The following is a 7,301-nucleotide window of genomic DNA, read 5'->3' as shown; positions in this document are numbered from 1 at the left end:
TATATGCGAATCCGATTCAAGACAACGGACGCGCGATATGTACTTGAAAAAATTCTGCGGCTGAACATGAAATATGTAATCTCCGAGGACGGCGGCGTGTACGGCTATTCCTATCGCTTTACGCACGGAAACATTCTTGTTCTGTCTTCGCCCGATGAAGAAAAGGGTGTGCTGCTGGAACTGCGCGGGCGCGGCTGCCGTGAGTTTGAGTGCTACCTGCGCGGACAGAAGCGGTCGTGGTATGAGTTTATGCGCGACTGTGCCGCCGAGGGCTGCGTATTCAAGCGTATTGACCTTGCAATCAACGACCATGCAGGACTGCTCCATGTGCCGACACTGGACCGCAAGCGTGTTACTGGCGAGTGTGTCACGCGGCTGCGGAATGTGGAATACTTTGCGTCCGGTCGTGAAAATTCGTGGGAAACCGACGAGGACTTAAAGATGGAGATGGGTCACACGCTCTATCTTGGCTCTAAGGATTCCGATGTGTACTTCTGTATCTATGAAAAAGCACAGGAGCAAAAGGCTAAATTCGGCAAGTCAATTGAGGACGCAGACATTCTTAACCGCTTTGAACTGCGGCTGACGAACAACGCGGCGGAAAATTCCGCAGACGCGCTAATGGACAGCGAGGACGCGGCAGGAACAGCGTTTTCCATCATCAACACCTATGTACGCTTCGTCGAGCCGCAAACCGATAAGCGGCGTTATGACTGCCCTACGGACAAGCACTGGGAACAGTTCATGCAGGGCGAGGAACGCAAACTGAAACTGACAATGAAGCCGAAGCCGTTCGACTTAGAACGCACGGAAAACTGGATTAACACACAGGTCGCAAAGTCTATCAAAATGCTGCAGGAGATTGAGAAAATGAAAGGTCGGGATTTTGTGCAGCGGCTTTTGGACGGCACAGTGCTGAACGAAAAGCATAGGAAGATTGTCGCGCAGGTGACGAGTGAACTGGAATAAAAGAATAGCCACCGGAGAATTATCTCCGGTGGCTATCTGAATCATTTTGTGTCTTTCACTGCTGATATTGCTCCAACAATTCTAAAATTTCACCAAATCCATATAATTCTGCGCCTTCTTTTGGAGTACGCTCCGCGGAGCCATCATCAAATACAGTACTTTCATCCACAGCAGCACCGTGCTCTAATAGCAACTTGACCAGTGCAATGTTTCCGGTTTCAACAGCCATCGGTAAACATCTCTGTGCTGCGTTGACATCGCAGCCGATGTCCAGTAGATATTGCACGGTTTCTATCTGTTCTGCCCAGCAGGCGTCCTGCAGGACACTGGAATCTCCGTTCGTGTCATCTGAATGGTAGTCCGGATCGTATCCGAGCGAAACCCAATATTGAATAATTGCTGTTTGTCCGGTCCTTGCTGCGTTTTTCATCGCATACCATGCCGTGGTTTCGTTCACGGGATAGCCATGCTGGATCAGCATCTGCGTAATTTCAACATTGCCGTTTTCGGATGCACCGTCCATAATATTATCAAACACTTCCCAGATACTTACTGTCCCGGTAATGACCGGAGTGCCACTGTCCAGTAAAAGTCGGCAAGCCTCCGTGCTGTTGTTTCGAATTGCGGTGCACAATGCCGCATCACGGCTTTCGGTGTCCCATGATCCCTGTTTCAGCAGGAAGTTCATCACATCGGTATTGTTCTGCATCGCTGCGATTTGCAACAGCGTGTTGTCAGCGGCATCTATGGTCTGAATGGTTCCAAAACCATCCGCAAGCAATAATCTGACAGTATCAGCATTGCAGAAGGCAACGGCGTGACAAAGCGTTTGCAATCGCTCTGCCTCAGAAAGATCGGTTTTCGTCGCCAATTCCTGCACCGTCGCATTGTCATCGCGAATCGCAGCATCAAAGATTGGCGTGAGAATTGTGCTCGTCTGCGACGAATCCAGCAAAGCAACTAATTTATGAATCCGCTGATAATGGGTATACGCGCCTTCAAAATCCAGTGCATGAGATAGCACCACAGGTGTCACCTCTGCACCATAGGAAAGCAACAGGTTCATTGCCGCCATATCGTCATCCAGTTGGACGGCGTAATCTAACGCTGTCCAACCTTCTTTATTCTGCTGCGATACATCTGCATCGTATCGTAAAAACAGTTCCGCATAATCAGCGGACGAATAATTTCCCTTTCCCGGCAAAAATCCATATTTCTGCGGTTCATAACCTGACGCATACATCAGCAGGGTGTTGCCGTTCCGGTCCGCATAATTTGCGTCACTTCCGTTTTTCAGCAATTGTTCTATGAACAGTGGACGCGGTGAAGGATTCCAAAGATATAAAATTGGGTTTTGCGAAACACCGTCTATTTTGACTTGATCCATGTCTGCGCCAGCTTCTGCAGCCGCTTGAATGCCGTCATAGTTTGGATGGATCAGAGCATTTGCCAAATTCTTGGATTCTGTGGTTGAATCAGATAGCTGTACATGACAACCACCCAAAATTAACACACCGAAACAGCAAACGAGAATTTGGATCATAGTTCGAATATATCTATTCATCAAGTTACTCCCCATGTAAAGCTTGCCTTTGAATAGTGGTAATTTATTGAATTATACAGTCGAATTTATAGTAGGTGGCAATGTACTCACAATATCAATACGAAAATCCTCCGTTGTCATAATATAATGAAGATACTCTTTGTTATCATATATATTCGACTGAAACATATCGATCTCTTTCACCCGATGAACTAACTCCGATTCATTGGTTATATAGAATCCAATGCACGGAGGAATTGCTCCCGATTTCTGTATATAATCATCATCTATATCTTGAGTAGTCAAATCACTACCTGAATTGTACTCAATTTTTACAATCTCAACATTTACATGAAAATGGATTTTGTATCGTTTGTCACTTAATGATCTCAACTCGATTAAGAGTCCATCCTCATTCCATGAATATCCATCAAGCATCATAGCATCATGATGTTTTTCGTACTCATTTTTGAAATACAACCATTCCTTGAACATTCTATACCTCCGATTCTCAATAGATGAGCATAGATAAATTTATCTATGCTCACCTATCTGTGACTTTTAATACCTAATTTTGATCTTTCCCTGTTGCAAGCACCAACGATTTTCTGTAGAACTCCAGTGAAGATTATAGGTGGTTCCATTTGCACCGGTACCAATATATGTTGTTTTGCCCTTACTATTGGTACTTGTTTTGATATTTGACAAGTTCAAAGAATCAAAATCTTTTTTAGCTGTGGAAAAACCATTGGATTGATTTCTTTCATATATAACATGGCTTCCTTTGGTTACATTTCTTTTGGTGCATTTGGATAGAATTTCATTCCATTTTGCGACCAGCTTATTGCAATCCAATTTATGATAATAGTTGAAATTGTCAGAATCGCCACCAAAACTATCGGCTGCGGCGACAGCAATAGATATTCCCGCGCCTACAGTAATTACGCCATCGGCTGTTAATGCAGTGCCAACACCCATAATCGCAACACCAACGCCTGTGGGTGCTGTGGCGGTACCAATACCAGCCATACCTCCACCAACAAACATCTCAAAAATGGACTTTGCACTTAACCCAATTCCTGCGGCAGCAACAATACCATCGCCTATCATTCTTCCTAAGTAATAGGAATCTTTAAAATTAGACTGATTCAAGAAATACGAATTGAGTTTACTGCTGGTGGTAAGATATGAAGTTAATTCCTGTTGTGTAGGCAGAGAAATGGATATTCGGTGGGTATTTATTAAGGCATTCAACAAATCAGCTTGTTTACCAACCACATTGATAAGGGCAGATGCAACCATGCCTCGCATTACATCTTGCCTACGAGTATAGTCTGTAAAATGCATTGTATAACTTTTAATGGTAGCTATTACAGACTGTACCCGTTCTTTAATCCATGTTTTTGCCTTATTTAATTGCTCAGTTGTCCAACTCTTTGCTGCCGTTCCCCATCTTTTGATCTGCGCGCTGGCATCAGACCATAAAGTCATTCCAGATGGATCAAATCCATTGATCGGATTATTCCCGCAATACCCATACCAATTCTCGCCGTCCTTGATGGGGTCCTCCTGCGTGAACCGGTGGTCGGCAGGGTCGTAGAAACGATTCTGCGCGAAATACAGGTCAAGCACTTCGTCCCAAGTGTAGCCGGTGAAATTGTTGGCGTTGTCGATACCGCTGAAATTCGCGTCCGTGTAGGTTTCGGTCAGCGGATTGCCCCACGGGTCATAGATCGTGTGCGAGATTACCTTGCCGTTTTCATCTACGGCAAACAGTGTGCTGCCAAGGTGGCTGGTGCGATACCACACCTTGCGCACATCGTTTGCAGCAAAGTCGCTTTGCAGGTTCTCGCCGCCTTCGCCGCGCTTCGTGCCGGCTGCATAGCCGTACTCTGCGGAGATTCGGGTGCTGTTCTCATCGTACACATAACGCTGTGTGAAGCTGCCGTCCTCTGTTACCAGTATATCACGGTTAGCCGTAGAAAGATAGTCCACAACATAGTTCTTTGTTACGGTTTCAAAGTTGCTCTGGAATGTCGTGCCTACCTCGGTTTCCCATGTGCGCTGCCAGAAAAAGCGTCCGTCCATCAAAAAGTCCAGATAATCGGTGCCGTGCGAACCGTCCTTCAAGTCGGAGTTTGCATGACCGGCGTTCTTGTTGTCGCGCACCTGTACATTCTTAATGCGTGCATTGAGCGCATTGTAAGTATAGGTGCTGCTCTGGCCGTCCTCGGTCTTGCCGGTTTTCAGCTTGTTCTGTGCCGTGTAGGTATATTCGGTCGTGCCGTCCGGTGCAGCCTTCTTAATCAGATTGCCCGCCGCGTCATAGGTATAAGTGGTCGTACCGTCCTTGCCGGTCTTGCTAACCAGACGGTTTTGCAGATCGTAGGTGTAAGTGTTCGTACCATCGGAAAGCAGATTGCCCGCGAGGTCGTAGGAATACTTCGTATTCTTGCCCTCGATATTGGTGCGGATAAGCTGATTGGCCTTATCGTAGTAGTAGCGCACCAGCTCGTCCTTCTTGCCAATATCTACACCGGAGCGGTTCTCGCTTACGATATTGCCCGCGTCATCGTAGGTATACGCAGTCTGACGGCGTGTGCTGTTGCTCTTGGTAACTTCCTTTTGCAGCGTCAGCAGACCAGCGGCGTTATAGTCATACTCGGTCGTGCTGCCGTCGCTGTGGCCTTCCTTGATTGTGCGTCCTTCCGCGTCGCGCGTGTAGGTAATGCCTGTGCCGTCGTGGTCGGTCTGGGACTTCACATTGCCGAGAATATCATACGCGGTCGTAACGGCCTTGCCGTCGGGATAGGTGATGGACAGACGGTTGCTTGCCGCGTCGTAGGTGTACGCCGTGGTCGTACTGTCCTCATTCGTAACCTTGGTAGTGCGGGATAGTGCGTCGAACACAAACGCTACCGTGCCGTTTCCATCCTTGGCCGAGGTCATGTTGCCCGCCTTGTCATAGGCAAAGGTCGCAGTACCATCCGCGTCCTTGCGGGAAACCATGCGATACAACTTGTCGTAGGTGTACGCGGTCTGCTTGCCGTTTTCGTCAACCTGCGTCAGCACATTGCCTTCCTTGTCATGCGTGTAGGTAGTCACGCTGCCCAGCGGAGAGGTTTCGGTCAGCAGATTGCCCGCTGCGTCATAGGTATAAGTGGTCGTGGCCTTCTCGTCACCGCCGCCGTACATCGTCGTGCCTGCGGTGTTGCCAAACGAATCATACCGGTACTCGAACATACCGCCTTCGGCGTTGGTCTTGGAAACAAGACGATTCAAGCCGTCATAGGTGTATACGGTCTTGTTCTTGTTGCCGTCGATTACCGCCGTCTGGTTGCCTGCAAGGTCGTATTCGTACTCGGTTGCATGGTTAAGCTGGTTGGTTTCCTTGACCTGCCGATTCATGCAGTCATACGCATACTTCACCCATTCGTTGTTGCGGTTGGTATACTGAATGAGATTGTTGTTCGCATCATACTGATAAACGGCATACGCATTATTCGCGTCGGTTTCCTTGCGGAGATTACCGGCTGCGTCATAGGTGTAGGTAGTCGTTGCACCCAGCTTGTCCGTGGTTGCTGCTACTCTGCCGCGTGCGTCGTAAGTGTTGGTAACAACACCAGAAAGTGCGTCGGTTTCGGTCAGCACATTGCCGTTCTTATCGTAGGTGTAGGTCGTTGCGCTGCCATTTTCATCGGTTTCAGAAACGACACGACCCAGTGCGTCATAAGCAGACAAGGACACGCCGCCTTCTGCGTCGGTGGTCTTGAGCAGGTTATAGTTTTTGTCGTAGGTGTACTGTGTTGCATTGCCTTCACGGTCGGTGGAAACCAGCACATTGCCTACGCCGTCATACTGCTTTGTTCCCGCATTACCCAGTCCGTCAATCGTTTTTATCACACGATATGCACCGTCGTACTCGCTCTTTGCGATTACTGTTCCGTCCTTGGTGACAGAAACCGTGTTGCCTACCTTGTCGTAGCCGTATTCGGTCACAACACCTACTGCGTTGGTTTCGGTATGCGTTCTGCCGAGTGCGTCATAGGTGTACTTGGTTGCATTGCCGTTCTGGTCGGTTACTTCGCTGACATTTCCGAGCGCATTGTAGGTATAGTGGGTTTCGCCGCCGTCCGCATAGGTGATAACAGTAATCTGGTCTTTGCGGTTGTACTGATACGAAGTTTTGTTGCCTTTCGGGTCAGTGACGGTGAGTTGGTTGCCATTCGCATCATAGGTGGTAGCAGTCTTACCGCCGAGTTCGTCATAGCTTTCGGTCGTGCGTCCCAGCGCGTCATACACAGTGCGGGTCTTGCTGCCGTCTGCGTTAATTTGCTCTACGGCGCGTCCCAACAGGTCATAGATATACTTTGTCACATTGCCTTCGGGGTCGATAACACTAAGCTGATTGCCCGCAAGGTCATAGGTGTACGCGGTAACGCCGCCGAGTGCGTCCGTTTCGGTCAGCAGCCGTCCTGCCTTGTCGTAAGTGTAGGTGGTTTCGTTGCCTTCGCCGTCAATCTGCTTTACCGCTGCATTGATGGCGTTGTACTCGGTCTTGGTTTCATTGCCGTTTGCGTCCGTTGTGACAAGCAGATTGCCAACAGGGTCATAGGTATAGGTTGTCTTGTTGCCTGCACCGTCGGTTTCGGTCTTGGTTCGTCCGAGCGCGTCATAGGTGTAGTTTTTCTTGTTGCCTTCTGCATCGGTTTCCGAAACCGTGCGTCCCATGCTGTCATACGCATAGATCGTTTCGCCGTCCAGCGCGTCAATCGTCTTTGCTACACGG

The 7,301-nt window shown here is 48.5% G+C and carries 4 protein-coding genes; 1 reads left to right on the top strand and 3 read right to left on the bottom strand.

The window, feature by feature from the left end:
* A partial coding sequence (locus PGS25_RS15135; RefSeq protein ID WP_270419366.1) for a replication initiation factor domain-containing protein occupies nucleotides 1–969 on the top strand: 969 nt, incomplete at its 5' end.
* 55 nt (nucleotides 970–1,024) lie between these two features.
* Here PGS25_RS15135 and PGS25_RS15130 read toward each other — a convergent pair.
* From PGS25_RS15130 to PGS25_RS15120, 3 genes are all read right to left on the bottom strand, one after another.
* Nucleotides 1,025–2,533: an ankyrin repeat domain-containing protein gene (locus tag PGS25_RS15130; RefSeq protein WP_270419365.1), complete on the bottom strand. Its 1,509-nt coding sequence runs from the start codon at nucleotides 2,531–2,533 to the stop codon at nucleotides 1,025–1,027.
* 51 nt (nucleotides 2,534–2,584) lie between these two features.
* A complete protein-coding gene (locus PGS25_RS15125) occupies nucleotides 2,585–3,007 on the bottom strand; it encodes a hypothetical protein (protein WP_118480512.1) in 423 nt (140 codons plus the stop codon).
* A gap of 66 nt (nucleotides 3,008–3,073) precedes the next feature.
* Nucleotides 3,074–7,301: RHS repeat-associated core domain-containing protein (locus PGS25_RS15120; RefSeq protein ID WP_330671895.1), on the bottom strand; the 4,228-nt coding region annotated here is incomplete at its 5' end.

The organism is Butyricicoccus sp. AM78-15b2TA, assembly GCF_027665985.1.
In the GTDB taxonomy this organism is placed as follows: domain Bacteria; phylum Bacillota; class Clostridia; order Oscillospirales; family Butyricicoccaceae; genus Agathobaculum; species Agathobaculum butyriciproducens.
This window is presented reverse-complemented; position numbering and strand designations above follow the sequence as displayed.